Origin of the sequence: Gordonia prachuapensis (assembly GCF_036350515.1) — a bacterium.
GTDB classification, from domain to species: Bacteria; Actinomycetota; Actinomycetes; order Mycobacteriales; family Mycobacteriaceae; genus Gordonia; species Gordonia prachuapensis.
Window position 1 is genome coordinate 230,345 of the sequence record NZ_JAZDUE010000004.1, and the last position, 23,557, is coordinate 253,901.

18 protein-coding genes are annotated in these 23,557 nt (G+C 69.2%); 13 read left to right on the forward strand and 5 right to left on the reverse strand.

The genetic code is table 11. The features are described from left to right. The first annotated feature begins 15 nt into the window (after positions 1–15). Both V1Y59_RS06745 and V1Y59_RS06750 read left to right on the forward strand, forming a co-directional pair. Entirely contained in the window at positions 16–1,434 is a 1,419-nt protein-coding gene (locus V1Y59_RS06745) for a cobyrinic acid a,c-diamide synthase CobB (protein ID WP_330504048.1), read from the forward strand. Beyond that, on the forward strand, positions 1,431–3,059 hold the full coding sequence (locus V1Y59_RS06750) for a GAF domain-containing sensor histidine kinase (RefSeq protein ID WP_330504049.1): 1,629 nt from the start codon (positions 1,431–1,433) through the stop codon (positions 3,057–3,059). The genes V1Y59_RS06745 and V1Y59_RS06750 overlap by 4 nt, the downstream gene beginning before the upstream one ends. Before the next feature lie 12 nt (positions 3,060–3,071). Here the strand turns inward: V1Y59_RS06750 and V1Y59_RS06755 are convergent, their stop codons facing one another. Continuing rightward, complete coding sequence (locus V1Y59_RS06755) at positions 3,072–3,758, reverse strand: response regulator transcription factor (protein WP_330504050.1); 687 nt, start codon at positions 3,756–3,758, stop codon at positions 3,072–3,074. Between the two features lie 150 nt (positions 3,759–3,908). On the opposite strand from V1Y59_RS06755, the gene V1Y59_RS06760 reads away from it, so the two are divergent. The 3 genes from V1Y59_RS06760 to V1Y59_RS06770 all read left to right on the forward strand — a co-directional run bounded on the left by V1Y59_RS06760 (position 3,909) and on the right by V1Y59_RS06770 (position 7,920). Next, on the forward strand, positions 3,909–4,940 hold the full coding sequence (locus V1Y59_RS06760) for an acyl-ACP desaturase (protein WP_330504051.1): 1,032 nt from the start codon (positions 3,909–3,911) through the stop codon (positions 4,938–4,940). A 114-nt stretch (positions 4,941–5,054) separates the two neighbouring features. Then, complete coding sequence (gene cobA / locus V1Y59_RS06765; protein ID WP_330504052.1) at positions 5,055–6,344, forward strand: uroporphyrinogen-III C-methyltransferase; 1,290 nt, start codon at positions 5,055–5,057, stop codon at positions 6,342–6,344. A 61-nt stretch (positions 6,345–6,405) separates the two neighbouring features. Next, positions 6,406–7,920, forward strand: coding sequence for a DHA2 family efflux MFS transporter permease subunit (locus tag V1Y59_RS06770; protein WP_330504054.1), 1,515 nt, complete (start codon positions 6,406–6,408; stop codon positions 7,918–7,920). A 27-nt stretch (positions 7,921–7,947) separates the two neighbouring features. On the opposite strand, the gene V1Y59_RS06775 is transcribed toward V1Y59_RS06770, so the two are convergent. Next, the gene (locus V1Y59_RS06775; RefSeq protein WP_330504055.1) at positions 7,948–10,659 is read right to left on the reverse strand and encodes an ATP-binding protein; all 2,712 of its coding nucleotides are present in this window, start codon (positions 10,657–10,659) and stop codon (positions 7,948–7,950) included. Between the two features lie 120 nt (positions 10,660–10,779). On the opposite strand from V1Y59_RS06775, the gene V1Y59_RS06780 reads away from it, so the two are divergent. Both V1Y59_RS06780 and V1Y59_RS06785 read left to right on the forward strand, forming a co-directional pair. Further along, positions 10,780–11,871: a class I SAM-dependent methyltransferase gene (locus V1Y59_RS06780; protein WP_330504056.1), complete on the forward strand. Its 1,092-nt coding sequence runs from the start codon at positions 10,780–10,782 to the stop codon at positions 11,869–11,871. Between the two features lie 71 nt (positions 11,872–11,942). After that, positions 11,943–14,141, forward strand: a complete 2,199-nt coding sequence (locus tag V1Y59_RS06785; RefSeq protein WP_330504057.1) for an alpha/beta fold hydrolase — start codon at positions 11,943–11,945, stop codon at positions 14,139–14,141. 369 nt (positions 14,142–14,510) lie between these two features. Here the strand turns inward: V1Y59_RS06785 and yaaA are convergent, their stop codons facing one another. Further along, positions 14,511–15,251 carry a peroxide stress protein YaaA gene (yaaA, locus tag V1Y59_RS06790; protein WP_330504058.1) on the reverse strand — a complete coding sequence of 247 codons (741 nt, stop codon included), beginning with the start codon at positions 15,249–15,251 and terminating at the stop codon, positions 14,511–14,513. 60 nt (positions 15,252–15,311) lie between these two features. On the opposite strand from yaaA, the gene V1Y59_RS06795 reads away from it, so the two are divergent. Together V1Y59_RS06795 and V1Y59_RS06800 are read left to right on the forward strand one after the other, a co-directional pair. After that, entirely contained in the window at positions 15,312–17,042 is a 1,731-nt protein-coding gene (locus tag V1Y59_RS06795; RefSeq protein WP_330504130.1) for a proline--tRNA ligase, read from the forward strand. 98 nt (positions 17,043–17,140) lie between these two features. Then, the gene (locus tag V1Y59_RS06800) at positions 17,141–17,440 is read left to right on the forward strand and encodes a CD225/dispanin family protein (protein WP_330432257.1); all 300 of its coding nucleotides are present in this window, start codon (positions 17,141–17,143) and stop codon (positions 17,438–17,440) included. A gap of 18 nt (positions 17,441–17,458) precedes the next feature. Here V1Y59_RS06800 and V1Y59_RS06805 read toward each other — a convergent pair whose 3' ends face one another. Beyond that, positions 17,459–17,893 carry a ferritin-like domain-containing protein gene (locus V1Y59_RS06805; RefSeq protein WP_330504059.1) on the reverse strand — a complete coding sequence of 145 codons (435 nt, stop codon included), beginning with the start codon at positions 17,891–17,893 and terminating at the stop codon, positions 17,459–17,461. After that, entirely contained in the window at positions 17,890–18,426 is a 537-nt protein-coding gene (locus V1Y59_RS06810; RefSeq protein ID WP_330432255.1) for a hypothetical protein, read from the reverse strand. The genes V1Y59_RS06805 and V1Y59_RS06810 overlap by 4 nt, the downstream gene beginning before the upstream one ends. Positions 18,427–18,592: 166 nt before the next feature. Here V1Y59_RS06810 and rimP point away from each other — a divergent pair, with 166 nt between their 5' ends. From rimP to infB, 4 genes are all read left to right on the forward strand, one after another. Next, positions 18,593–19,138, forward strand: a complete 546-nt coding sequence (gene rimP / locus V1Y59_RS06815) for a ribosome maturation factor RimP (protein ID WP_330504060.1) — start codon at positions 18,593–18,595, stop codon at positions 19,136–19,138. A gap of 97 nt (positions 19,139–19,235) precedes the next feature. Beyond that, complete coding sequence (gene nusA, locus V1Y59_RS06820; protein WP_330504061.1) at positions 19,236–20,273, forward strand: transcription termination factor NusA; 1,038 nt, start codon at positions 19,236–19,238, stop codon at positions 20,271–20,273. 121 nt (positions 20,274–20,394) lie between these two features. Beyond that, on the forward strand, positions 20,395–20,676 hold the full coding sequence (locus tag V1Y59_RS06825; RefSeq protein ID WP_330504062.1) for a YlxR family protein: 282 nt from the start codon (positions 20,395–20,397) through the stop codon (positions 20,674–20,676). Positions 20,677–20,778: 102 nt separating this feature from the next. Then, entirely contained in the window at positions 20,779–23,547 is a 2,769-nt protein-coding gene (infB, locus tag V1Y59_RS06830) for a translation initiation factor IF-2 (protein WP_330504063.1), read from the forward strand. The last annotated feature ends 10 nt before the right edge of the window (positions 23,548–23,557 follow it).

Consider the following 23,557-nt stretch of genomic DNA (forward strand, 5'->3'; position numbering starts at 1 on the left):
CGGATCGGGGCGCAGATGAGTGCGGTGCCCGCCGTCGTCGTGGCCGCGCCTGCATCGGGCAGCGGCAAGACGACGGTGTCCACCGGACTGATCGGTGCGCTGCGGGCCGCGGGTCACCGCGTTGCCCCGTTCAAGGTCGGTCCCGACTACATCGACCCCGGCTACCACGCGGTCGCCGCCGGGACGGTGGGCCGCAACCTCGACCCGAATCTGGTCGGCGCCGACCTGGTCGGCCCGCTGTTCGCGGCCGGCTCGGCCGGCGCGGACATCGCCGTCGTCGAAGGCGTGATGGGCCTGTTCGACGGACGCATCCTCGCGGACTCGGCGTCCTCCGACGACCCGGCGGGTTTCGGGTCGACCGCCCACGTCGCCCGGCTCATCGGGGCGCCCGTCGTCCTCGTCGTCGACGCCTCCGGGCACAGCCAGTCGCTGGCCGCCACGCTGCACGGCTTCATCGGTTTCGATCCGTCGGTCCGCATCGTCGGGGTGATCCTGAACCGGGTGGGATCCGATCGCCACGAGTCGGTGCTGCGTAAGGCGTGCGCGCGTGTCGGACTACCGGTGATGGGTGTGCTGCGGCGCAACCCGGCGTTGCAGGTGCCGTCCCGGCACCTCGGGCTGATCCCGGCGGCCGAACGGCGCGACGACGCGGTTCGTGCAGTGGATGCGATGACCGCGACCATCGGTGCGGCACTTGATCTCCCGGCCATCGTCGCGGCGGCCCGCACGCGCGCGGCGCAGTCGACGACCGCGTGGTCACCGCACGAGGCCGTCGCCGACGGCGCACCCGCGACCAGCGCACGCAGACCGGTGGTGGCCGTGGCCGGCGGTGCCGCGTTCACCTTCGGCTATGCCGAGCATCGTGAGCTGTTGGTCGCAGCAGGCGTCGACGTGGTCGGCTTCGACCCGCTGCACGACCCGCTGCCACCGGACACCGATGCGGTCGTGATCGGCGGCGGCTTCCCGGAGGAACACGCCGAAGCCCTGTCGGCCAACGAACCCCTGCGGACCGGGCTCGCCGACCACGCGGCCGCCGGCCGGCCGATCGTCGCCGAATGCGCCGGGCTGCTCTATCTGGCCCGCGAACTGGACGGGTACCCCATGGCCGGGGTGATCGATGTCGTCGGTCGGTTCACCGACACCCTCACCCTCGGCTACCGCGACGCCGTGGCGGTGACCGACTCGGCCGCGTTCGCGGAGGGGCAGCGGGTCACCGGACACGAGTTCCATCGGTCCACCGTGATCGGCGGCGATCATCTTCGGCCCGCCTGGGCGTGGCGCGATCACCTCGGGGTCGCCGGGACCCACGGCTACGCGAACGGTGCCGTGCACGCCTCGTATCTCCATGTGCATCCGGCGGGTTGTCCGCACTCCGTGGCGCGGTTCGTCGAGCACGCGCGCAACCGCTCCCGGGTTCGCGAGCACACCGGATGACGAGCGGCCGGCGCCTGGGTGAAGCGCTCGGCGCCCTCGAACGCCAGGGCGTCGACGACCCTGCGGTACTGCGTGATCTCCTCGAGGCGGTCCTGGTCGTGGGCCGGGGATTGGACCTCGACAACGCGCTGCAGCGGATCGTGGAGGTGGCGTCCCACGTTCTCGACGCCCGCTACGCCGCGCTCGGTGTCCGCGGCCCGGACGGTGGGCTCAGCGCGTTCGTCTACACCGGCATCTCCGCGGCGCAGCGGGCCCGGATGGACCACCTCCCCGTCGGCCGGGGCGTGCTCGGCGTGCTCATCGAACAGACCGACGTGCTGCGCATACCCGCGCTCGCCGAGCACCCGTCGTCGGCGGGTTTCCCGGACGGTCACCCCCCGATGTCAACGTTCCTCGGTGCGCCGATCGTCATCCGCGGCTCGGTGTTCGGCAGTATCTACCTGACCGAGAAGCAGGGCGCGGATGCCTTCAGCGAGATCGACGAGACCCTCGTCGCCGTGCTCGCGGTGGCCGCCGGGATCGCCGTCGACAACGCGCGCCTGTTCGAGCAGGCCCGAACCCGTCACCGCTGGATGCAGGTGATCGCCCGACGCGGGTCGGAACCGCTGGCCGGAATCGCCTTGGACGACACGCTGTCCCGACTGTGTGACGACGTCGCCGCGCTCTGCGACGGCGTCGACGTGTTCCTGCTGACCGGCGAGCCCGGCGCGGTCACCGTGCGCGGTCACACCGGCCCCGACATCGCCGTCCCGGCCCTGGGAATCGGCCCGCGGGCCGCCCGGACGGTGGTGCCGCACACCGACATCCCGTCAGAACTGATCCGTCGGGATGCGCGCTGGGTGACCATCCAGCCGATGCAACGCGCCGCCGGCACCTTCGGGTATCTCGTGATCACCCACGTCGCCCGCCCGTGGTGGGACGACGAGGACGGGGCCGGTCTGGCGGGTGTCGCGGAGGTCGCGTCGTTGGCGGTTGCCTACGCCGAGCAGCAGCAGACGGCGCGCGATCTCGAAGTCCTCGAAGACCGGCACCGGATCGCGCGTGACCTGCACGACCACGTCATCCAACGCCTGTTCGCCATCGGCATGTCGGTGCAGGCGATGCTGGCGGGCCACGAAGCCGACGACGCGGCCCGGACCCGACTCGAACAGGTGGTGGGCGACCTCGACCGCACCATCGCCCAGATCCGTACGTCGATCTTCGATCTCCAGTCCGTCCCCGGACACCACGACACCGCGACGCTGCGTCGTCGGGTGCTCGACATCGTGTCTGAGTTGGCCACCCAGGCACCCATCGCCCCCGGCGTCGCGTTCGCGGGCCCGGTCGACACAGTCGTCCCGGAGCGTCTCGCGCCGCACATCGATGCCGTTCTGCGCGAAGGACTCTCGAACGCGTTGCGACACGCCCACGCGGAACACATCGATGTGTCGGTGACCGCCGACGACGACGTGTTGACGGTGGCGATCAGCGACGACGGTGTCGGGATCGGCGCCGATGTGGTCTACCGCGGACTCGACAACCTCACCCGTCGCGCCGAGGACTGCGACGGCGTGTTCGAAGTGGCGACCGCACCCGGGAGGGCCGGCGGGACCACCCTCACCTGGACGGTGCCGCTGCGGGGCTGATCCCGCAGGCCGCTAACGGTTCTTGCCGTCGCGCAAACGCGTCGCCATGACCGCGACCTGCGTGCGGCGCTGCATGTCCAGCTTCGACAGGATGCGCGACACGTAGTTCTTGATCGTCTTCTCCGCCAGAAACATCCGTTCGGCGATCTGTCGGTTCGTCAGGCCCTCGCCGATCAGGTTGAACACCTCACGTTCCTGGTGGGTGAGCTCGGCGAGCGGGTCCTCGGCGGTGTCCTTGCCGTCGCGCAGTTTCGCCAGCAGCGCGGCCGTGCTGCGATCGTCGAGCAGCGAACCGCCGCGGCCGACGGTCCGGACCGCCTCGATGAGGTTGTGTCCGAGGATCTGCTTCAGGACGAATCCCGACGCGCCGGCGAGGACTGCTGCGAGGAGCGCGTCGTCGTCGGCGTAGCTGGTCAGCATCAGACAGCGCACCGACGGTTCGGCGGCCCGCACGTCGCGGCACAACTCCACCCCGTTCCCGTCGGGCAACCGGACGTCGAGAACGGCGACGTCGGGCACGGCGGCGAGAATGCCCACCTTCGCCTCTCCGACGGAGGCCGCCTCGCCGACGACCTCGAGATCGGCGGCGGTCCCGAGCAGATCGCGCAGCCCGCGGCGCACGAGTTCGTGGTCGTCGACCAGATAGACACGGATCGGCTTCGGTTCGGCAGCCGGTTCTGTCGGGGCCTGCGCAGGCATGGTCTGACGGTACCGCAGCATCAGGTGCGCGGTCGGCTGTCGGCCGGAGACCTGGGACCCACCACATCGGGGACTTTCGGCCCACGTAGGCGCGTGACATGCCGGAGCAGAGTTGATCCGTACCGCAGCAGCGCGACCCGAGGAGAGCTGATGAGCAGTCTGATCGATCGACCGGCGGCAACCGACGAACTGATCACCGAGAACCGGATGACCGGCTCTGATCTGCTCCGGGAACTGTTGCCCGTCTGCGAGGCCGAAGTCGAGCGGCACATGAAGATGACCAAGGACTGGCACCCGCACGACTATGTGCCGTGGGATGACGGGCGCAACTTCGCCGCGCTCGGTGGGATCGACTGGGATCCGGCGCAGTCACAGCTGTCGGAGACGGCCAAGGCCGCGATGATCACCAACCTGCTCACCGAGGACAACCTGCCGTCGTATCACCGGGTGATCGCCGACAACTTCGGTCTCGACGATGCCTGGGGTTTCTGGGTGGGTCGCTGGACAGCCGAGGAGATGCGGCATTCGGTCGTCATGCGCGACTACCTGGTGGTGACACGCGGTGTGGATCCGGTGGAGCTGGAGAACATCCGGATGGAGCACATGACGCACGGGTTCAACCCGTTGCCCGACGACGACGGGCAACGCGACCACAGCTACGACATGCTCTACGCGGTGAGCTATGTCAGCTTTCAGGAACTGGCCACCCGGGTCTCGCACCGCAACACCGGAAAGGCTTGCGGTGACCCAATCGCCGACCGGATGCTGCAACGCGTTGCTGCCGACGAGAACCTGCACATGCTCTTCTACCGAAACGTCGTCGCCGGGGCGCTCGACCTGGTTCCCGACCAGACGATGGCGGCCATCTACGCCATCGTGTCCAACTTCCAGATGCCCGGCGCCTCCATGCCGAACTTCCGGCGCAACGCGGTGCTGATCGCCAAGGGTGGCATCTACGATCTGCCGCAACACCTCTCGGAGGTGGTGATGCCGGTGCTGCGCAAGTGGCGGATCTTCGAACGCGACGACTTCGGTCCGATGGGCGAGCACTACCGCGAACTGCTCGCGCAGTTCCTCGACGACATGGACGTCAAGGTCCGCAGATTCGAGGAGTCGCGCGAACGGGCGCTGCACCGTCAACGCGCCCGTGGGCTCGACCAGACGCCGGCGGCCACGCGGTGACGGCGCCCGACGACGAACCCGCCGTGGCCCCCATCCCCGGATTCCACACCGTCGGCCGGCTACCGATCTGAGCCTGTTCACCGGTTCGCCGCGGGATCGGTAGGCTCGTGGGTCATGTCCTCTGGCGTGTCCGACTCCGACCGGCCCGGCCCTGGCCGCCCCGACCGTCCTGCCACCGAAGCGTCCGCGACCGGCGACCACGCACGCGGCCACTATCTGGTCGGTCTCGACCTGTCCGGCCGCAGGGTCGTCGTGGTCGGCGGCGGGTCGGTCGCGCAACGTCGGCTGCCCAACCTGATCGCCGCCGGGGCGGACGTGCACGTGATCGCGATCGATCCGACGCCCGCCGTCGAGTCCACCGTCGGTATCTCGGTGTCGCACCGGGCCTATCGCGACGGAGATCTCGACGGGGCCTGGTATGTGATGGCCTGCACGGACGATCCGGAGGTGAACGCGCAGGTCGTCGCCGATGCCGAGGCACGACACACCTTCTGCGTCCGCGCCGACGACGCGCGATACGGCACCGCCGTCACACCCGCGTCGGGCCGGCACCGCGACGTGCAGTTCGGCGTCCTCGCCGGCGGCGACCACCGCATGTCCGCGGCGTTGCGCGCGGCCATCGGACGGGCGCTGGCCGACGGATCGCTCAGCGTCGCCGACGACGCGCCGCACGCCCCCGGTGTCGCGCTCGTGGGCGGTGGACCCGGCGACCCGGACCTGATCACAGTGCGCGGTCAGAAACTGCTGCAGCAGGCCGACGTCGTCGTCGCCGACCGGCTCGCACCACCGCAGCTGCTCGCCGAGCTGGGACCGCAGGTCGAGATCATCGACGCGGCGAAGGTGCCCTATGGGCGCGCGATGAAGCAGGAGGCCATCAACGACGTCCTGGTCGAGCGGGCCAAGGCGGGCAAGTTCGTCGTCCGCTTCAAGGGCGGCGACCCGTACGTGTACGGACGTGGCTTCGAAGAAGTCCAGGCCTGTGTGGAGGCCGGTGTGCCGGTGACGGTGGTCCCGGGCATCAGCAGCCCCATCGCCGCCCCGGCTTCTGCCGGTATCCCGGTGACCCACCGCGGTGTGACCCACGAGGTGGTCATCGCCTCCGGCCACGTCGCGCCCGACCATCCGGATTCACTGATCGACTGGCCGGCCCTCGCCCGACTGAAGGGCACGCTGGTGCTGATGATGGCGGTCGAGCGGGTCGATGCCTTCGCCGACGCCCTGCTGTCCGGCGGCAGGGCGCCGGAGACGCCGGTGGCGATGATCGAGAACGGCTCGTTACCGACACAGCGTGTCCTGCGCACCGATCTCGCGCATGCGGCGGCCACGGCCGACGAGCAGGATCTGCGACCACCGGCGATCGTCGTGATCGGCGACGTCGCCGGGTTCACCGAGCTCGCCACCTGACACCGCAACGGGCCAACGGCGATTGGCATATTCGGTGCACCGAGCGGTAGCGTCGAAGCCTATGTCAGCCCCGGAAACGTCGAGCCCCGCGCACGCGGCCGTGTACCGCCGCGTGTTCGGCCCGGCGATCCTGGTGCTCAGCGGCATGCAGCTGTTGATGGTGCTCGACGGCACCGTCGCCGCGCTGGCCCTACCGCGGATCCGTGACGCACTGCAGTTGTCCGAGTCCGGTGCCAACTGGATCATCAGCAGCTACGTGCTCGCGTTCGGCGGTCTGATGTTGCTGGGCGGACGACTCGGCGACACCTTCGGCCGCAAACGCATGTTCATCGTCGGCGTGGTCGCGTTCACCATCACCTCGCTGTTGTGTGGCGTGGCGTGGAACGAGCCCAGCCTCATCATCGGACGTGCACTGCAAGGCGCATCCGCCGCGATCGCCGCGCCGACCGCGATGGCCTTGGTCGCGACAACGTTCGCGCCCGGCAAGCCACGGAGCCAGGCCTTCGCGATCTACGCCGCGATGACCGGCGTCGGCTCGGTCGCCGGCCTGATCCTCGGCGGCGTCCTCACCCAGGTCTCGTGGCGGCTGGTATTCCTGATCAACGTGCCGATCGGCGTGCTGGTCACCATCGGTGCGATCGCGGTGCTGCGGGAGTCGCAGGGCGAACGCCTCGCACTCGACATCCAGGGCGCGATCCTCGGCACCCTCGGCTGCACGTTGTTGGTGCTGGCCGTCAACGAGGGGCCGGACGGGTGGGCGCGTCCACTCGTGGTGGGCTCCTTCATCCTCGGTGGCCTCGCACTGATCGCCTTCGTGATGGTCGAACGCAACGCGGCGAACCCGATCCTGCCGTTCAGCCTCTTCGACAACCGCAGCCGCGTCGCCGCGCTGGCCGCGATCTTCCTCGCCAGCATGATCATGATGTGCATGGCGGTGTTCATCTCGCTGTACCTGCAGGGCATCCTCAAGTACACCCCGATCCAGAGCGGGCTGGCCGTCGTGCCGTTCGCGTTCGGTCTGGGTATCGCCGCGGCCATCGCATCCAAACTCGCCTTGATGATCCAGCCGCGGTGGCTGGTACTCATCGGCGGCACGATCATTCTCGCCGGATGCCTCTATGCGTCGTCGATCGCCACCGGCTCGCCGGGCTACTTCCCGAGCATCGGACTGCCGGTCGTCGTGATCGGTTTCGGCGTCGGCTTCGCCGTCATCCCGCTCACGCTGTCCGTGGTCGCCGGCGTCGGACCCACCGAGATCGGCCCGCTGACCGCGCTGGCTCAGGTCGCGCAGAATCTCGGCGGGGCCATCGGCCTCGTCGCCGTCGGTGCCGCCGTCACCTCCCGAGCGTTGTCGGAGGGCGGCACCACCGCACCGGTCGAGACGATGAACCCGACCGAACTGGCCGCCCAGGCCAGCGGCTACGGACTGGCCTTCGCCTGCTGCGCGGGCATCGCCGTGCTCTCCGCCGTCGTCGTCCTGTTCATGCGTTTCACCCCCGAAGAGGTCGCCGAAGGGCAGGCAGCCCAGGAAGCCGCCAACGCGAGCCTCGACGTCGACGACCACACCCCGCACTGACGACGCTCGATCTCGACCCGGCCGTGCTCAGTTCGTCGAGGGGGACACGATGTCGGAGAGTTCGGCGCGCGAGCGGATCCCGAGCTTCCGGTAGACCTTGCGCAGGTGGTACTCCACGGTCTTGGGACTCAGGAACAGCGCCGCGGCGGCTTCGCGCGTGGTGCGACCGTCGGAGAGGAGCAGCGCCACCTGCAGCTCCTGCGGCGTGAGCGCCGCGACCCCGCCCTGGGGGCGATGCGCAACACGCTCGCCGGTGAGGTCCAGTTCGGTGGCCGCCCGGTCGGCCCAGGGTCGGGCCCCGAGTTCGGTGAACGCCGACAGACACGAGCGCAGTTGCACGCGGGCCTCCACCCGACGGCCGGCCCGACGCAGGCGTTCGCCGTAGACGAGTTCGGTACGAGCGGTCTCGAACCGATCCGGTGTGTCGCGGTGCAGGACCAGTGCGTCGGCGAACGCCTGGTCGAAGTCGTCGGCCACCATCGCAGCAGCGCGGCGTGCGCGCGCAGCCGACCAGGGCTGGCCCTTCGCGTCCGCGACCCCCGAGAACTGCCGGGCGACGTCGGCAGCGTCCGCCGTCCGGCCGAGCCGGACCATGGTCTCGACCAGATTCGGGCGAGGCGAGAGGTCGGGGTCGCCGACGGCACGTTCGGTTAGGAGCTCGTCCACCGCCAGCAGTCGATGCAGGGTCTCCTCCGGGTCGTCGCCGGCCATGGCCAGGTCGGCGAGTGCGTGCAGGGCCCAGATCCGAGCCGCGTGGATGTCACGGGCGAGACCCAGGGACACCGCCTCCTCGGCGTGGGCGCGACACTCGTCGGCCTGCCCCGTCCGCGCCTGCAGCCATGCCAGGCCCGCCAGACTCATGGCCAGCTCCGTGGTCTGGCCGGTGTCACGTGCCAGGCGGATCGCCTCGGTGTAGTCGGCGGCGGCGCGTGGCCACGAATCCGAGGTCGCGCCGTCGCGGGCGACCTGGAACAACAGGCCGGGCAGGACGCCTACCCCGGCCCGGCGACGGGCCCGGTCTATCCGGTCCCGTAGGTCCCGTCCGGTGTCGCCGTCGCGAAGGAACAGCGGCGCGTAGAGCACCCACGACAGACTGTGCTCGTCCGCCTGCGTATCGATGCTCTGCGCCAACAGCGGCACTGCGGCCCGCAAGTCCGCGACGCCCCCGGATCCCGCCAAGACTTTCGCCACCCCTGCCGCGAGCGCGCCCATCGCCCGGGCGCGGGTGGTGGTCGCCGCCGCGACGGCGTCGTCGAGCGGCTTGATCAGACGGCGCACAACCGTGCCGTCGGCCAGGAAGAATCCCGCGTGCACGGCCTCGGCTAGTAATCCGGCACGGACGTCGGGTGAGTCGCTGCGCATCGCGGCCTGCTCCAACAGCGTGATCCCCTCCAGGAGTGATCCGCTGCGCACGGCGATCACCGCCCTCAGCTCCAGCGCCTGCAGGACAGTCCGCGAACCCGCGGCATGGTCGATTTCGTCCAGAAGTGTGCGTGCCCGCTCTCCGAGTCCGGCCGTCCACGCCGCCGTAGCAGCGGCCAGCAGCCGAGCGCGGATTTCGGCGGCATCAGGGCTCAGTCGCGCGGCTCGTTCGTACGCGGCGGACGCCACCGCCCACGCGGCGCGCTCTGCGGCTCTGTCCCCGGCCGTGTGCAGCAGATCGGCAGCCGTGGCATCTGGGGCCCACAATGCTTCGGCGACATGCCAGGCCCGCCGGTCGACGTCGGCATCCGGCAATGCGGCGGCCGCCGCAGCGTGAACGGACCTGCGTTGCTGTGGCGCGGCGTCGCGATAGACCGCCGAGCGCAGCAGCGGGTGCCGGAAGATGATCTCGCCGCCCGTCACCTGAGCGAGTCCCGCGTCGGTGACCGATGCGAGAGACGCCGGGTCCACGCCGATGGCGGCACACGTCTGCCCGGTCAGGCGCAGGTCACCGTTGCAGACCACGGCAGCCAGCAGCACGGCGCGGGTGGTGTCGTCCAGCGGCCGCAGGCGGCGGACGAATGCGTCCACCAGCGCCGCCGACAGGGGAGCAGGTACTCCTGACGGACGAGGCGGCAGCGCGTCCGGGTTCTCGGCGAGTTCGGAGACCGCGAGAGGGTTTCCGCCGGTGAGTTCGTGCAGACGTGCCACCCACTCGTCGGTCACCGGCCGTGCGGTCAGATCGGCGACGAGGCGCCGGATCCCCTCGAGGTCGAGACCTGTCAGGCGGAGTTCGTCGACGCCGACGACGAGATGGTCCACCTCGCCTTCGCGACCGGCCGCCACGACCGCGATCGGATCCGCACTGAGCCGCCGAGCGGCGAACAGCAGCGCATCGGCCGATGGCGTGTCGATCCATTGCAGGTCATCGAGCAGCACCGCGATCGGACCGTCCTCGGCGTACCGGCACAACAGACTCAGCGTGGCCGCACCGACCGCGAACCGGTCACCGGCGGCCGATTCCTCGAGCGCAAGCGCGGACGAGAGGGCCCGTGCCTGTGGTTCCGCGATGGTGTCGAGGAGATCGAGCGCCGGTCGCAGAACCGCGAGGAGCGCGGCGAACGGAACCTCGCGCTCCGGCTCCGTTCCGGTCGCGCGAACGACCCGGAACCCGTCGAGACGGCTCTGCGTCCACCGGAGCAACGCGGTCTTGCCGACCCCCGGCTCGCCGGTCACGGCCAGCACACCGCTGGTACCGATCCGGGCGTTCGACACCAGCCGGTCGATCACCCGCTGCTCGCGTTCGCGACCGATCACCACCCAGAGTCTAGGCCCCGGTGGAGGGGACCAGGGGGGTCACCGGACGCGATCGCCGTTCCGGTCGTCGTACGTTTCGGACGTGATCGACCAGCCGCGAGACGACCAAGGAGAACGACGATGACCACAACCGATGATGCGACAGGCGCAGCCGTCGACATCGACCCCGACAAAGTGATGCAGTTCGTGTTCCGTGCGGTGGACGAGGTGGGTGCCACCCTGAACACCGCGCTGGTGGTACTCGGCGACAAGCTCGGCTACTACCGGGCCCTCGCCGCCCACGGTCCCAGCACGCCGGCCGGCCTCGCCGAGGCCACCGGGACCGGCGAACCCTACGCCAGGGAGTGGCTCAACGCCCAGGCTGCGGGTGGATACGTGACCTACGACCCCGGCCGGGGGACGTACACGCTGCCTGCCGAGCACGCGGTGGCCCTGACGGACGAGAACAGTCCGGCGTTCCTTCCGGGCTTCTTCCAGATAGCGCTCGGTACCGTCCACGACACGACCAGCGTGATCGAGGCCGCCCGCGCCGGGGCCGGATACGGCTGGCACGAGCACGACACCGACGTCCACATCGGCTGCGAACGATTCTTCCGGCCCAGCTATCACGCCTACCTCATCTCCGAGTGGCTGCCCGCCCTCGACGGGGTCGTGGAGCGGCTCACCGCGGGGACCACGGTGGCAGACGTGGGATGTGGCCACGGGGCCTCGACAATCCTCATGGCGCAAGCTTTTCCGGCGTCGACGTTCCTGGCTTCCGACTACCACGCGGAGTCGATCGAGATCGCCCGCGCGCGGGCCGAAGCCGCCGGGGTCGGCGACCGGGTGCAATTCGAGGTCGCCCCGGCCGACGGCTTCTCCGGTCGTGACTACGGATTGGTGACGATGTTCGACTGTCTGCACGACATGGGCGACCCCGTCGGCGCGGCGGAGCATGTGCGATCGGCGCTCGCGGCCGACGGCACGTGGATGATCGTCGAACCGCAGGCCGGCGATCATGTCGAGGACAACCTCAACCCGGTCGGCCGCGCCTACTACGGGTTCTCGACACTGCTGTGCACACCGGCGTCCCTGTCGCAGGATGTCGGGCTCGCGCTCGGCACCCAGGCCGGCCCGGCGAAGATCCGGGCGGTGACCACCGCCGCCGGATTCACCCGCTTCGACCGTGCGGCCCAGACGCCCTTCCATCAGGTGTTCGACGTCAGGCCGTGATCAGTGGGGGGCGTGACTGCGGGGTGGCGGAGGAGCACACTGAGAACGCGACGTCGTCGAGGAGGCGCAGGATGACGACTCAAGTAGCGTGCCCGTCCCGGCCCGATGTTCCGGTAGGGGTGGCCCGGCATCGTCCACGCGTTCCGGACCGATCGGACTCCGTGCAACGCAACGATGTTCGGATCGCATACGACGTCTACGATGCCGATCGTCCGACGGTGATCCTCCTGCCCACCTGGTCGATCATCGACTCGCGGGTGTGGAAGCTCCAGGTGCCGTACCTGGCCCGGCACTATCGCGTGGTGACGTTCGACGGCCGCGGTTCCGGCCGCTCCGGACGGCCGCAGGGCGCCGCGTGCTACACGGATGCCGAGTTCGCTGCGGACGCGGTCGCGGTGATGGATGCCACCGAGACCGATCGAGCTCTGCTGGTGGGCTTTTCGTGCGGGGTGGCCTGGTCGGTGCATGTGGCGGCCGGGCATCCCGAACGGGTTGCCGGGATCGTGGCGATCGCACCGTCGTGCGGACTGTCGGTGCCGAGCCCGGAGCGCGACGTCTTCGCGTACGACAAGCGCCTGGACACCGTGCACGGATGGGCGAAGTACAACGAACACTACTGGCGCGACGGTGGACTCGAGGATTTCATCAGCTTCTTCGCCGACCGGATGTATCACGAGCCGCACTCGACCAAGCAGCGTGAGGACTTCGTCGGCTGGGCGAGCGACATCTCCGCCGACACCCTCGCCGACACCACCGCCGGCAGGCTCGGCCTGCACGGGGCCGACGCGCAACCGCTCGAACCGTTGTGCGCGAAGGTGGCCTGTCCGGTTCTGGTGGTGCACGGGACAGAGGACCGGGTGCGCCCGGCGGGAATAGGCGAGCGGTTGGCGGAGTTGACGGGCGGGTCATTGGTGCTGCTCGACGGTGTCGGGCACGGTGTTCCGGGTCGGGAACCGGTCCGTATGAACAGTTTGATCCGAGAGTTCGCCGACCAGATCTTCCCCGCCCCGCAACCGCCGTCGTTCACCACCTGGACCAGGTCGCGGCAGCGTCCGCGCCGGGCGCTGTACCTGTCGTCGCCGATCGGTCTGGGCCACGCCCGGCGGGATCTGGCGATCGCCGCCGAGCTACAGCAGCGACATCCCGACCTGCAGATCGACTGGCTGGCACAGGATCCGGTGACCCGGGTGCTGGCGGCTGCCGGCGAGCGCATCCATCCGGCGTCCCGCTATCTGGCGAGCGAATCGCGTCACATCGAAGACGAATGCGCCGACCACGACCTCAACGCGTTCCAGGCCATCCGTCGCATGGACGAGACACTGTTGCAGAACTTCATGATCTTCGACGAGGTCGCCGCCGAGACGCCCTACGACGTGGTGATCGGGGACGAGGCGTGGGATGTCGATTACTTCATGCACGAGAATCCCGAGTCCAAGCGCTTTCCGTTCGTGTGGTTGACCGACTTCGTCGGGTGGCTGCCGATGCCGTCCGGTGGCGACGACGAGGCCGCACTGACCGCCGACTACAACGCCGAGATGATCGAACAACGGGCGCGATACCGGCGGTTGCGCGACCACTCGGTCTTCGTGGGCAATCGGGATGATGTGGTCGACGAGACGTTCGGTCCCGACCTGCCGCGCATCCGTGAGTGGACGAACAACAACTTCGACTTCTCCGGGTACATCTCGGGATTCACACCCCCATCGGAGGAGGAGACGGCCAGACTCCGGGCGGGTCTCGGTCTGCGCCGGGACGACCTGCTCTGTCTGGTCACGGTCGGCGGCTCCGGTGTCGGCACTGCCCTCCTGCGACGTGTGCTCGACGCCGTCCCGCTCGCGTGCCGCCTCGAACCGGCGCTGCAGTTCCTCATCGTGTGTGGGCCGCGGATCGATCCGGAAGCGTTGGTCGGTCACACCGACGAGGTGTCGCGTCGCGTCCGTATCCCTGGATTCCTGCCCGACCTGCATCGCCATCTCGCCGCCTGTGATCTCGCCGTCGTCCAGGGCGGCTTGACCACCTGTATGGAGCTGACCGCGAGTCGACGCCCCTTCATCTATGTGCCGTTGCGTAACCATTTCGAACAGAACTTCCACGTCCGGCATCGTCTGGAGCAGTATCGGGCCGGGCGGTACATGCCCTACGAGGACGCCGCCGACCCGGACCGCCTGGCCGCCGCGATCATCGAGACGCTGCACGCCGATGTCGACTACCGGCCGGTGGAGACCGATGGTGCGGTGCGGGCAGCGGACTTGATCGACGGACTGCTGTGATGTCCCTCGGTGCACCGTTGTCCGGTGGTTTCCCCCCGATGGTCGAGTAGCGACGAGCCCCTGGGCGAGGGCCTCCTGCCGATGGTCGAGTAGCGACGAGCCCCTGGGCGAGGAGCGTATCGAGACCGCGAGAGGGTCATGGCGGTCTCGATACGCCGTCTCGCCTAGCGGCTCGACAGCTACTCGACCAGCGGAAAATGGCGGGCTGCTCGACCAGCGGAAAATGGTGGGCTGCTCGACCAGCGGAAAATGGCGGGCTGCTCGACCAGCGGAAAATGGCGGGCTGCTCGACCAGCGGAAAATGGCGGGCTGCTCGACCAGCGGAAATGGCGGGCTACTCGACCAGCGGGAACACCTTCGGGTGAGCGCTCACTCCGTGATGACGACGATCTGATCGGCTCGCGCGATCTCCACACGCTGTCCCGCATCGGACAGCACAGCCGCGAGGGAGTCGACGTCGCGGACGTTGCGCCGCGTACGCACCAGCTCGCGCGCCATCAAACCCTTGTAGTGCTTGTTGAAGTGGCTGACCACCTTCCGCGAACCGTCGGCGGCCTCGGTCATCACGGTCGCGGTCACCGCCCCGTGCACCGGACCGAGTTGCTGGTACACACCGGACCGCAGATCGACGACGAAGTCGTCGACGGCGTCGAGGCTTTCCGACAGCTCGGGTTTCCACACCGACGCCAGTGTCGGCATGCCGGGCAGCTTGGACCCGCCCGACAGTCGATAGGCGGGGATCATGTCGCCGGCCCGGACGACGCCGAACAGTGCCGACCCGACCGCGAGACGGTCGGCGGCCTTGGTCTTCTGCGCCCGCGTGAACGAGGCGTGGTCGAGGGCGTCGTAGAGCACCCCGGTGTACCGCTCGATCGCCGGGCGGGTGGGGGAGAGCCACAGGTCGGCGTTGCGGTCCACCTCGGCCAGCTGTGTCCGACCCAGGCCGAGCGCCTCACGGCTGGCATCCAGGTCGCACGCCAGGTCGACCAGTCCCTCGGCGATGCGCTTGCGGATCGGGTTCAGCTCGTCGAAGGAGAGGGTGTCCAGGTCGAGCGGCGCGCCGCGTCCACCGTCGGACTTGGTCTCGGAAGGAGGCAGGATGACGAGCACCGCAACACCATAACGACCGCCGGGAACACACGTCTAAGCTGGTCACCTGTGATCACTCGCATGTCGACGCTGTTCCTGCGCACGCTCCGCGACGACCCGGCCGACGCCGAGGTGCCCAGCCACAAACTCCTGGTCCGTGCCGGTTACGTCCGCCGCGCCGCGCCCGGTGTGTACACCTGGTTGCCGCTGGGTCTGCGGGTGTTGCGGGCGGTGGAGGACGTCGTCCGCGAGGAGATGGACGCGATCGGTGCCCAGGAGATCCTGCTGCCGGCGTTGCTGCCCCGCGACCCCTACGAGTCGACCGGCCGGTGGACCGAATACGGCGACAACCTGTTCCGGCTCAAGGACCGCAAGGGCGCCGACATGCTCCTCGGGCCCACTCACGAAGAGCTGTTCGCGCAGCTGGTCAAGGGTGAGTACTCCTCGTACAAGGACCTGCCCGTCGTCCTCTATCAGATCCAGACCAAGTACCGCGACGAGGAACGGCCGCGCGCAGGCATTCTGCGCGGCCGCGAGTTCGTCATGAAGGACGCCTACTCGTTCGACCTCGACGACGACGGCCTCAAGAAGGCCTACAACGCCCATCGCGAGGCGTATCAGAAGATCTTCCGACGCCTCGAGGTCGACTACGTGATCGTGGCAGCCACCTCCGGGGCGATGGGCGGCAGCGCATCCGAGGAGTTCCTGGCCGAGAGCGCGGTCGGGGAGGACACGTTCGTGCGGTGTGTCGAATCCGGGTACGCGGCCAACGTCGAAGCCGTGATCACCCCGGCACCGGAACCGATCCCGTTCGACGGATTGCCCGAGGCGAAGGTCTACGACACACCTGACACCCCGACCATCGACACACTCGTCGCCTGGGCCAATGACGCGCTCGACGGCACCTACGGCGCACACGACACCCTCAAGAACGTCATGGTGAAGGTGCGCCGGCCCGGCGGTGAGTGGGAGATCACCGGCATCGGCGTACCCGGCGACCGCGAGGTCGACATGAAGCGACTCGAGGCGTCGCTGGAACCGGCCGAGGTCGAGGTCCTCACCGACGCGGACTTCGCCGCCAACCCGTTCCTGGTCAAGGGCTACATCGGGCCGAAGGGGCTGGCGGCCAACGGGGTTCGCTATCTCGTCGATCCCCGGGTGGTGGACGGCACCGCCTGGATCACCGGCGCCGACGAGCCCGGCCGCCACGTCGTGAATCTGGTGGCCGGACGCGACTTCACCGCCGACGGAACCATCGAGGCCGCCGAGGTGCGTGACGGTGATCCGTCGCCCGACGGCAAGGGCCCGCTGGTGTCGGCCAAGGGCATCGAGATCGGCCACATCTTCCAACTCGGCCAGAAGTACACCGACGCCTTCGAGGTCGACGTGCTCGGCGAGAGTGGCAAACCGGTCCGACTCACCATGGGGTCCTACGGGGTCGGCGTGTCCCGACTCGTGGCCGTCATCGCCGAGCAATGTCACGACGAGAAGGGTCTGCGCTGGCCGCGTTCGGTCGCCCCGTTCGCGGTGCACCTGGTCATCGCCAACAAGGACGACGCGGCGATCGCCGGTGCGCACCAACTGGCCGAGGACCTCGACGGCGCCGGACTGTCGGTCCTGCTCGACGACCGCAAGGCGTCGCCCGGCGTCAAGTTCAAGGACGCCGAACTGCTCGGTATGCCGGTCGTCGTCGTGGTCGGCCGCGGATATGCCAACGGCACCATCGAGATCCGTGACCGTTTCACCGGCGAGGCCGTCGAGGTGCCGGTCGACGATGCGGTCGCGCGCGTCACGGAGGCGGCTCGGGGGTAGGGCGTCACCTCGCCGCTCGGTCGGCCGGGAACATTTCGGTCAGCTCGCTGCATCTGAGTCGAGAGATGCCCGCCCGGGCCGACCGAGCAGGAGAGCCGATGTATCCCACCCAGCGCCAGACCGATACGCAGCGAGCGGCACACGAGACGATCGCCGCCGAGTGCTCGGACTTGACCATGCCCGCCACCAACGCCGCGTGGGCAGGTGTTGCCCTCGTGTTCTTCTGGCCGTTGGGGATCGCCGCGCTGCACCAATCCTCGCAAGTCACCCCGCTGTGGCTGACCGGTGACCACGAAGCGGCCGAGGAAGCCTCCGAGAAGGCCCGCGCCTACGGCTCCTACGCGCTGGGCCTGTTCGTGTGGACGGCACTCGTGGTCGCCACCATTCTGTGGCCCTGAAGCGGTCCGGCGGCCGGACTATCCGGTCGAACCCGGAAATGCCACGGTGACCGGCGAGTCACGAAGCGCGACACGCCAGTTCGCGGCGCGCACGGATGCCGCGGTGAGCCCGTCGAGTGCCATGCGGCGGATCTCGGGGGTGTCGCCCTGTTCGATGAGCGCACGGTAGGCGACAGTGCAGTCCACTTCGGCCGACAGCAGCGCACGGACCGCGGTGACCGAGTCGTCGATCTCGACCGGCAGGGTGTACCCGGCCGCCGCCTCGGGGACCGTCGCGTCGGCGGAATTCAGGGCATCGACCAGCGCATCTCGCTGTACCCGGTGGGCGGCAACGTATTCGGCGACCGTCGGACGGCGCGCGGCGGACACGAAAGCCGTGGACACCCCGTAGGTGAAGATCGCAGCGTTCTCGGTGTCCACGGCGACAGAGAGCGCGTCGGTGGTCGCGGTCATGCGAGCTGTACCTCCACCATGCTGGTCACGGATGCGCTGATCGCGCCGGCGAGGCCCGCCGGGTACCCACTCAAGGAACCGGTTGCCTGCGCTGACGTCCGGGCGGACTGTCGCAGCAGGTCACGCATCCCGGCGACCGTCGACACCGTCGGTGCGGGTGGGGCAGGTGCACCGGACGGGCCGTTGGGCGCGGACGATCCCGCGGCGGCGCCGGTCGACGCGATCCGGCCCGCGGTCTCCTGGTCCAATCGGGTGATCTCCTCGCGCAACGACTGCGCGTGCTCGCCGCGCTGAGCCGCCACCACACCGAGCGCATTGGCGTACTCGGGTGTCAGCGGGGCGAGGGCAGTGGCAGCGGCCTGATCGGCGAGCGCAGCATCCGCCAGAGGCAGCAGGGCGGCCGCGGTGATCTGCTCGGGCGACGGTCCTCGATCACACGCCGCGACGGCGGAGATCGTGATGGCGCCGGCCGTGGCGGCGAGGCCACCGCGGAGGACCGCCCGCCGGGTGAGGGGTGTGGTCACGCGAGACATGATGCCAGCCGCCCACGCCGGCCCGGGAATCGGCGAAGTACCGCGCGGCGGCGTCGGGTCGGGATGTCGATGGTCTACAGTGGTCCACTGCGTGCGAGCCGGGGCGGGGCGACTCGAGACGCCGAGTCAACCGAGGACGCCGGACAACTGAAGACGAGGAGCATCCGTGCCGATCACTGCCGAGCAGGTCCACCGGCTCGTCGAACCGCTGGTGTCGGCGCGTGGGTTCGACCTCGAGGATGTCGTCGTCTCCGGACCTGCCGATCGTCCTGAGGTGAGCGTCGTCGTCGATCGCGACGGAGGTGGCAACCTCGACGTGCTCGCCGACCTCAGCAGGGACCTCTCCGACGCTCTCGACGCGGCACCCGACACCGCCGACGCCGTCTTCGCCCTCGAGGTCACCTCGCCCGGGGTGGGCAGACCGCTGACGCGGCCTCGTCATTGGCGCCGCGCCACCGGCCGCAAGGTCGCCGTCGATCACACCGACGACGCGGGCGCTGCGGCCCACCACACAGCCCGGATCGGTCCGATCGACGACGAGTCGGTTGTCCTCGTCATCAACGAGCGCGGTCGTCTGCGCACCGAACGGGTAGCGCTGGACTCGGTGATCAAGGCGGTCGTCGAGGTCGATTTCTCCCGGCCCTCGGTTGCCGAACTCGAGATGTGCGGACTCGACGCCGACGAAATAGCGCTGCGGCGCTCCGCACCCTGACCGACATCGCGCATCGCATTCACAAACGCAGCGGATCTGCGCACAATCGAATCGGACAAATGAATAGGAATCGACAAATGAATAGGAGTCCAGCCAGATGAACATCGACATCAACGCGTTGCGGATGATCGAGGCCGACAAGGGCATCTCCATCGAGACGGTCATCACCGCCATCGAGACCGCCCTGCTGACCGCCTACCGGCACACCGAGGGCTTCGCGCCGCACGCGCGGATCGACGTCAACCGCAAGACCGGTGCGGTGCGCGTGATGGCACAGGAACTCGACGCCAACGGCGACGTCGTCCACGAATGGGACGACACCCCGGAAGGTTTCGGACGCATCGCGGCCACCACCGCGCGCCAGGTCATCCTGCAACGCCTGCGTGACGCCGAGAACGAGAAAAACTTCGGCGACTATGTGACCCACGAGGGAGAGATCGTCGGCGGCGTCGTCCAGCAGGATGCCCGCGCCAACGCTCGCGGCATGATCGTCGTCCAGATCGGCAGTGACGCCAACAGTGCCGAAGGGGTGATCCCGCCGGCCGAACAGGTGCCCGGCGAGACCTATCAGCACGGTGACCGCATCAAGTGCTACGTCGTCGGTGTGTCACGCGGACCGCGTGGTCCCCAGATCACCCTGTCGCGCACCCACCCCAATCTGGTCCGCAAGCTGTTCTCGCTGGAGGTGCCCGAGATCGAGGACGGATCGGTGGAGATCGTCGCGGTCGCCCGCGAGGCCGGGCACCGCTCCAAGATCGCCGTCCACACCGGTGTCAGCGGTCTCAACGCGAAAGGCGCCTGCATCGGTCCGATGGGGCAGCGGGTCCGCAACGTGATGAGTGAGCTCGCCGGCGAGAAGATCGACATCATCGACTTCGACACCGATCCCGGCGTCTTCGTCGGGAATGCGCTGTCGCCGGCGAAGGTTGTGTCCGTCGAGGTCATCGATCTGGCCGGCAAGGCCGCGCGGGTGGTGGTACCCGACTATCAGCTCTCGCTGGCGATCGGCAAAGAAGGGCAGAATGCGCGCCTCGCGGCCCGGCTGACCGGCTGGCGCATCGACATCCGCTCGGACGCCGACCCGACACCACCGGCGGCACACGGCGGTCGTCATGGCGCGTCGCATGCCGACTGACCAGCCGGTTGTTCGGGAACGGACACGGCGCGCTAGACTGATCGATGGTTCAGCGAAGGCTGCCGACATCGTCGAACGACCGGCCCCACACGACGGCTCAGACCGCCGGGGTCCAGTCCGGATGTGTGTCGGTTGTCGTCAACGTGCCGAGGCCGCGGAGCTGGTCCGGGTCGCCGTCCGTCAGGGCGACGGTCCGCCGGAACTCGTGGTCGACGGCACGCGAACCATGCCGGGACGAGGTGCCTGGTTGCACCCGCGGCGGGACTGTGTGACCGCGGCGGTGCGACGTAAGGCGTTCGGCTCGGCGCTACGGGTCCCCGGTCTGACCGTGGACCCCGACGACCTCGCCGAATCGATCGGTGGGATCACCGAAGTAGATGGCCGTAACGGCCGGAACAGGTAGCAGAAGACATGAGCACACCGTGAAGTACCCACGATGAGCGCGTATCGGACGTAAACCGAGGTCGTAGCGGGCAGCCCGCTCGACCTCCAAGTGAGGAGAGCAGTGGCAGGCAAAGCCCGCGTTCATGAACTGGCCAAAGAACTCGGCGTGACGAGCAAACAGGTGCTCGAGCGTCTGAAGGAACAGGGCGAGTTCGTCAAGTCCGCGTCGTCGACGGTGGAGGCCCCCGTGGCCCGTCGACTCCGCGAATCATTCCCCCAGTCGGGGGCGAAAGACGGCGCCAAGTCGGCGCCGAAACCCGGCGGCGCCCCCAAGCCCGGCGCGAACGGCGGCGTGAAGCCCGGCCCGGCGGCCCGACCCGGTCCCAAGCCCGGTGCACCCACCCCGGGTCCGTCACCGGCAGCGGCCGCCAATGCAGCCCCGACGCCGACACCCGCGCCGACGCCGGCCAAGCCGAAGCCTGCGCCGGCCCCCAAGCCGGAGGCCCCGGCCGCGCAGGACACCGGTGCACCCGCACGTCCGGGTCCGCGTCCCGGGCCGAAGCCCGGCCCGCGTGCCCCGCGCGTCGGCAACAACCCCTATTCCTCTGCACCCGCGCCCGCTCCGCGGCCGCAGGGCCCCCGCCCCGGACCGGGACAGGGTGGCCCTCGCCCCGGCGGCGGTCGTCCCGGCGCCGGGGGACGTCCCGGACAGGGAGGTCCTCGTCCCGGACCCGGCCAGGGTGGACCCCGCCCGAGCCCCGGCAGCATGCCTCCGCGGCCCAGCCCCGGTGCCATGCCGAGCCGTGCCGCACGCCCTGACGCAGGCCGACCCGGTCGCGGCGGACCCGGTGGCGGCGGCGGCCGTGGTGGCGGCGGTGGCGGTGGCTTCCGCGGCGGACCCGGCGGTGGCGGCGGCGCTCCCGGCGGCTTCCGCGGACGCCCCGGTGGCGGCGGCGGTCGCGGTCGCGGCGGTGCCGCGGGCGCGTTCGGTCGTCCTGGAGGCGCACCCCGCAAGGGCCGCAAGTCGAAGCGCGCAAAACGCGCCGAATACGAAAACATGCAGGCTCCGGCCGTCGGTGGCGTTCGCCTGCCGCGCGGCAACGGCGAGACCATCCGTCTCGCCCGCGGCGCATCGCTGTCCGACTTCGCCGACAAGATCGACGCCAACCCGGCATCGCTGGTCCAGGCGTTGTTCAACCTGGGCGAGATGGTCACGGCAACCGAGTCGGTCAACGACGAGACGCTGGAGCTGCTCGGCTCCGAGATGAACTACACCGTCCAGGTCGTCAGCCCGGAGGACGAGGATCGCGAGCTCCTGGAGAGCTTCGATCTGTCCTACGGCGAGGACGAGGGCGGCGAAGAAGATCTCGAGCAGCGTCCGCCGGTGGTCACCGTCATGGGTCACGTCGACCACGGCAAGACCCGACTGCTCGACACCGTGCGCAAGGCCAACGTCCGTGAGGCGGAGGCCGGTGGCATCACCCAGCACATCGGTGCCTACCAGGTGAACACCCACCTCAACGGGGACGATCGCCTGATCACCTTCATCGACACCCCGGGTCACGAGGCGTTCACCGCCATGCGTGCCCGTGGTGCGAAGGCCACCGACATCGCGATCCTCGTGGTCGCGGCCGACGACGGCGTCATGCCGCAGACGGTGGAGGCGGTCAACCACGCGCAGGCAGCCGATGTGCCGATCGTGGTGGCGGTCAACAAGATCGACAAGGAAGGCGCCGACCCGGCGAAGATCCGTGGTCAGCTCACCGAGTACGGCCTGATCCCCGAGGAGTACGGCGGCGAGACGATGTTCGTCGACATCTCTGCCAAGCAGGGCGACAACATCGACGCGTTGCTGGAAGCGGTTCTGCTGACCGCGGACGCCTCGCTGGATTTGCGTGCCAACCCCGACATGGACGCCCAGGGCGTCGCGATCGAGGCGCACCTCGACCGCGGTCGCGGACCGGTGGCGACCGTGCTCGTGCAGCGCGGCACGCTCAAGGTCGGCGACTCGATCGTCGCGGGCGATGCCTACGGACGTGTCCGCCGCATGGTCGACGAGCACGGCGACGACGTCGCCGAGGCGCTGCCGTCGCGTCCGGTCCAGGTCATCGGCTTCACGTCGGTGCCCGGCGCAGGCGACAACATGCTCGTCGTCGAAGAGGACCGCACCGCCCGGCAGATCGCCGACCGGCGCAACGCGCGTAAACGCAACGCGCTGGCCGCGCGCAGCCGTAAGCGGATCAGCCTCGAGGACCTGGATTCGGCGCTCAAGGAGACCAGCCAGCTCAACCTCATCCTGAAGGGCGACAACTCGGGTACCGTCGAGGCGCTCGAAGAGGCACTGCTGGGGATCGACATGGGCGACGAGGTCTCGCTGCGGGTCATCGACCGCGGTGTCGGTGGTGTCACCGAGACCAACGTCAACCTCGCGGCGGCGTCCGACGCGATCATCATCGGCTTCAACGTCCGTGCGGAGGGCAAGGCCACCGAGCTGGCCAACCGCGAGGGCGTCGACATCCGGTACTACTCGGTGATCTACCAGGCGATCGACGAGATCGAGAGCGCGCTCAAGGGCATGCTCAAGCCGATCTACGAAGAGGTGGAGCTCGGCCGCGCCGAGATCCGGGCCATCTTCAAGTCGTCGAAGGTCGGCAACATCGCCGGCTGCCTGGTCCAGTCGGGCATCATGCGCCGCAACGCCAAGGCTCGCCTGCTCCGCGACAACGTCGTGGTCGCCGAGAACCTGACGCTGTCGTCGCTGCGTCGGGAGAAGGACGACGTGACCGAGGTGCGCGAAGGCTACGAATGTGGTCTCACGCTGACCTACAGCGACATCAAGGTCGACGACGTCATCGAGACCTACGAGTTGCAGGAGAAGGCGCGGGACTGACCTGCCGCAC

Excerpts from the sequence above, each read along its gene's own strand:
- V1Y59_RS06745 (WP_330504048.1), top strand. The coding sequence starts at position 16 with ATGAGTGCGGTGCCCGCCGTCGTCGTGGCCGCGCCTGCATCGGGCAGC.
- V1Y59_RS06750 (WP_330504049.1), top strand. The coding sequence starts at position 1,431 with ATGACGAGCGGCCGGCGCCTGGGTGAAGCGCTCGGCGCCCTCGAACGC.
- V1Y59_RS06755 (WP_330504050.1), bottom strand. The coding sequence starts at position 3,758 with ATGCCTGCGCAGGCCCCGACAGAACCGGCTGCCGAACCGAAGCCGATC.
- V1Y59_RS06760 (WP_330504051.1), top strand. The coding sequence starts at position 3,909 with ATGAGCAGTCTGATCGATCGACCGGCGGCAACCGACGAACTGATCACC.
- cobA (WP_330504052.1), top strand. The coding sequence starts at position 5,055 with ATGTCCTCTGGCGTGTCCGACTCCGACCGGCCCGGCCCTGGCCGCCCC.
- V1Y59_RS06770 (WP_330504054.1), top strand. The coding sequence starts at position 6,406 with ATGTCAGCCCCGGAAACGTCGAGCCCCGCGCACGCGGCCGTGTACCGC.
- V1Y59_RS06780 (WP_330504056.1), top strand. The coding sequence starts at position 10,780 with ATGACCACAACCGATGATGCGACAGGCGCAGCCGTCGACATCGACCCC.
- V1Y59_RS06785 (WP_330504057.1), top strand. The coding sequence starts at position 11,943 with ATGACGACTCAAGTAGCGTGCCCGTCCCGGCCCGATGTTCCGGTAGGG.
- V1Y59_RS06795 (WP_330504130.1), top strand. The coding sequence starts at position 15,312 with ATGTCGACGCTGTTCCTGCGCACGCTCCGCGACGACCCGGCCGACGCC.
- V1Y59_RS06800 (WP_330432257.1), top strand. The coding sequence starts at position 17,141 with ATGTATCCCACCCAGCGCCAGACCGATACGCAGCGAGCGGCACACGAG.
- V1Y59_RS06805 (WP_330504059.1), bottom strand. The coding sequence starts at position 17,893 with ATGACCGCGACCACCGACGCGCTCTCTGTCGCCGTGGACACCGAGAAC.
- V1Y59_RS06810 (WP_330432255.1), bottom strand. The coding sequence starts at position 18,426 with ATGTCTCGCGTGACCACACCCCTCACCCGGCGGGCGGTCCTCCGCGGT.
- nusA (WP_330504061.1), top strand. The coding sequence starts at position 19,236 with ATGAACATCGACATCAACGCGTTGCGGATGATCGAGGCCGACAAGGGC.
- V1Y59_RS06825 (WP_330504062.1), top strand. The coding sequence starts at position 20,395 with ATGTGTGTCGGTTGTCGTCAACGTGCCGAGGCCGCGGAGCTGGTCCGG.